1 pseudogene is annotated in these 257 nt (G+C 63.8%); it reads left to right on the forward strand.

From position 1 onward, the window contains the following. Positions 1-257, forward strand: a pseudogene (locus NPS56_RS31130) (T6SS phospholipase effector Tle1-like catalytic domain-containing protein); the annotation flags it as partial.

Raw genomic sequence — 257 nt, forward strand, 5'->3', positions numbered from 1 at the left:
AGCCTTCTGGGACTGGGGGGAGCCTGGTACGGCGAGGAACGGATCAACTGGGGCCTGTTGATGATCCTCGATGCCGTGCGCCGCACACTGGGGCTGCCACGGCTGGACAACATCGCACTGCTCCAAGCGGTCAAGGCCATGGGAACCTGGGCGGGTGTGGAGTCGATGGATGGCTATGCCACCCGCAGCCGCGAACTCAACAGGCAGCTTTGGGCCATTGAGAAACCGCTGCGCATCGCCTTGACCCAACCGCAACC

The sequence above is a fragment of the Pseudomonas putida genome (assembly GCF_028682635.1).
GTDB lineage: Bacteria > Pseudomonadota > Gammaproteobacteria > Pseudomonadales > Pseudomonadaceae > Aquipseudomonas > Aquipseudomonas putida_AE.